This is a genomic window from Frankia sp. CcWB2, from assembly GCF_977927585.1.
In genome coordinates this window covers 6,082-9,413 of record NZ_CDWRCM010000092.1, presented here as the reverse complement: position 1 = coordinate 9,413, position 3,332 = coordinate 6,082, and the positions used below count along the sequence as shown (strand labels likewise).

Sequence of the window (3,332 nt, the reverse complement as noted above, 5' to 3'; positions counted from 1 at the left end):
GCCACCTGCACGGACGAGGTGTTCGAGCTGGTCCGGCTGGGGGCGCCGCGCGGGCGGGTCAGCGTGGTGCCCTGCGGGGTGGACCTGTCCCGGTTCACCCCGCACGGATGGGCCCGGCCGCGGCGCGGCGACCGCGTCCGGCTGCTGTTCGTCGGTCGTCTGGTGGAACGCAAAGGGGTCGGCAACGTCATCAGCACGCTGCCCCATCTGCCGGCGGCCGACCTCGTCGTCGCGGGTGGTCCCGATCCGGCGCACCTCGACACCGACCCGGAGGTGGACCGGCTGCGTCGACTGTCGGTCGAGCTGGGCGTCGCCGACCGGACGAGCTTCATCGGGCGCGTCGACCACGACGAACTGCCCGCCCTCTACCGCTCCGCCGATGTCGTCACCTGCGTGCCCTGGTACGAACCGTTCGGCATCGTCCCACTGGAGGCGATGGCCTGCGGCGTGCCGGTTGTCGCCTCGGCCGTCGGCGGTCTCGTCGACACGGTCGTGGACGGCAAGACCGGCCTGCACGTGCCACCACGGTCCCCGGAACGGATCGTTGAGGCCCTTACCGAGCTGATGGGCGACCCCGCGTGGCGGCGGGAACTCGGTGAGCAGGGCGCCCGGCGCGCCCGCGCCCTGTTTTCCTGGGACCGGGTGGCCACGCTGACCCTGGGCAGCTACCAGCGGTTGACCCGCCACGGCACGTCCCGCTTCGGCCGTCCCTATCTCCCGGCGGGGGTCTGACCCATGGACCGACCGGCACCGGGACCGGCGGCATGCCGGCCGATGCCGTCCGGGCGCGGCCACGTCGCCGCGTTGCAACTGGCCCTGGACGGACTCGACGTCGACCGGCTCGCCGCCTGGGGGACCCGGCTGGCCGAGGTCCTGGCCGCGGGCGGCCGGCTGCTCGCCGCCGGCAACGGCGGATCCGCCGCCGAGGCCCAGCATCTGACCGCGGAGCTGGTCGGCCGGTTCCGCGACGACCGGGCCCCGATGTCGGCCATCCCGCTGCACGCTGACACCTCCTCGCTGACCGCGATCGGCAACGACTTCGGCTACGACGACGTGTTCGCCCGCCAGGTGCGCGCCCACGGCCGGCCCGGCGACGTCCTGATGCTGCTGTCCACCTCGGGCCGCAGCGCCAATCTGCTGCACGCGGCCGACGCGGCCCGGGAGCTGGGCCTGACAACGTGGGCGCTGGTCGGCCGGGCCGACAGCCCACTGGCGGCCGCCTGCGACGAGATCGTGGCGACCGGGCGCGCAGGCGAGAGCGAACCGCGCGAGAACGAACCGCGCGAGAACGAACCGCGCGAAAGCGAACCGTCGACCGCGACCGTGCAGGAGACCCACCTGGTCGCCGTGCACGTTCTCTGCGCGGCCTGTGACGTCGCGCTGGGCGTCGCGCCGACCCGGGAGGCCCTGCCGCGATCCGCCGCCTCGTCCGCGTCCACACCGCAATCCGCTGCCCCACCGGAATGCGCTGCCCCACCGTCCCCGCGGCGGCCGCTGGTCGTCGTCGGAGACACGCTGCTGGACCGCGACCTCGTCGGCCGGGTCGAACGGCTGGCCCCCGATGCGCCGGTGCCCGTGCTCGACCAGACCGACGACCTGGCCCGGCCGGGCGGCGCGGGCCTCGCCGCCCTGCTCGCCGCCCGCGACGGTCACGACGTCGTCCTCGTCACCGCCCTGGCTGACGACGAGGGCGAGCGACGCCTCGCCGCGTTGCTCGCCGACGCCAGCGTCACCGTCGTCGACCTCGGGCTCGACGGCCCGACACCGCAGAAAATCCGGATGCGGACCGGCACCAGCACCCTGCTGCGTCTCGATCGCGGGACCGGTGACAATCGCGGGACCGGTGGCGCGGTGCGCGACACGCTTCCCGAGGCGGGCCGGCGGGCGCTCGCCGCGGCCCGGGCGATCCTCGTCGCCGACTACGGTCGCGGACTCGCGCGGCATCGCCCGGTCACCGCGGCGCTCGCCGGCCGGGCGCGGCGGGTTCCACTCGTCTGGGATCCGCACCCGCGGGGTGACGTGCCCCCGCGCGGCGCCACGCTCGTCACACCGAACCTGGCCGAGGCGCGGTGGTTCACCCGCAACGCCACGGTGCGCCGGGACCCCATCGCCGAGGCTACGGACCGCGGCCGCCGGCTCGTGGCCCACTGGGGTGCCGCCGGCGTCGCGATCACCCTCGGCGAACGCGGTGCCCTGCTGGTCGGCGCCTCGGACACGCCCCCGCTGATCGCACCGGCGACGCCGGTCGCCGCGGATCCCTGCGGCGCCGGCCACCGCTTCGCCGCGACCGCCACGGCGCTGCTGGGCGCGGGTGCGCTGCCGTCGGAAACCGTCGTCGCCGCGACCCGCGCCGCCAGCGACTTCCTCGCCGCCGGCGGGGTCTCGACGCTCGCCCGGAAAGACGGAGGCGGGGACGAAGGCGGGACTCGCGACGGAGATGGAGGCCGGGGCGGAGACGCAGGCCGGGGCGGGAACGGAGCCAGGGGCGGGGGCGGTCACGATCTGACGACCGCCCTCGACGCGACGACCGCCCTCGACGTGGTGCGCCGTGCCCGGGCCCGCGGCAGCGTGGTCGTGGCCACCGGCGGATGCTTCGACCTGCTGCACGCCGGCCACGTCTCCGTCCTCGCCGCCGCCCGCCGGCTCGGCGACTGTCTCGTCGTCTGCCTGAACAGCGATGCCTCGGTCCGGCGGCTCAAGGGCCCGGACCGGCCGCTGGTGAGCCAGGCCGACCGGGCCGCCGTGCTGCTGGGTCTGGGCAGCGTGGACGCCGTGGCGGTGTTCGACGACGACACCCCCGCCCGGCTGCTCGGGGAGCTACGCCCGGACGTGTTCGCGAAGGGCGGTGACTACGCGGTCGCCGACCTGCCGGAGGCCGCCGTCGTCGCGTCCTGGCAGGGGCAGGCAGTCGTCCTGCCCTATCTCGAAGGCCGTTCCACCACAAAGATGATCAGAGAGGCGGTACGCCGTGGCGGCACCTGACACCACCTTCGGCACGTCCACCATCGACACGCCGGCCATCGACACGCCGGCCGCCGGCTCGGCGGTTGCCGGCTCGGCGGTCGCATCGACGGCACACGAGGCAGCGGCGAGCGGGGCGTCGCCGGGCGGTCCCGGAACCGTGCTCGTCTCCGGCGGGGCCTCGGGACTGGGGGCCGCGGTGGTCGCGGCCGTCCGCTGGTCCTCGACCGGCGGCCGGCGCCGTCGGCACCGCACGAGATCGTCGACCTCGCCGACGGCCGGGCGGCGGAGGCGGCCACCCGGCGGCTCGTCGAACGGGAGGGCGGCCGACTCGACGGTGTGTTCACCGCGGCGGGCACCGACCACCCGGC

General features: G+C 75.8%; 2 protein-coding genes and 1 pseudogene. All 3 read left to right on the top strand.

The window, feature by feature from the left end; genetic code table 11:
* Nucleotides 1–732: glycosyltransferase (locus ACY45C_RS11585; protein WP_462187619.1), on the top strand; the 732-nt coding region annotated here is incomplete at its 5' end.
* A gap of 42 nt (nt 733–774) precedes the next feature.
* Nucleotides 775–2,982 carry a D-glycero-beta-D-manno-heptose 1-phosphate adenylyltransferase gene (gene rfaE2 / locus ACY45C_RS11580; RefSeq protein ID WP_462187618.1) on the top strand — a complete coding sequence of 736 codons (2,208 nt, stop codon included), beginning with the start codon at nt 775–777 and terminating at the stop codon, nt 2,980–2,982.
* Between the two features lie 139 nt (nt 2,983–3,121).
* A pseudogene (locus ACY45C_RS11575) lies at nt 3,122–3,332 on the top strand (SDR family oxidoreductase); the annotation flags it as partial.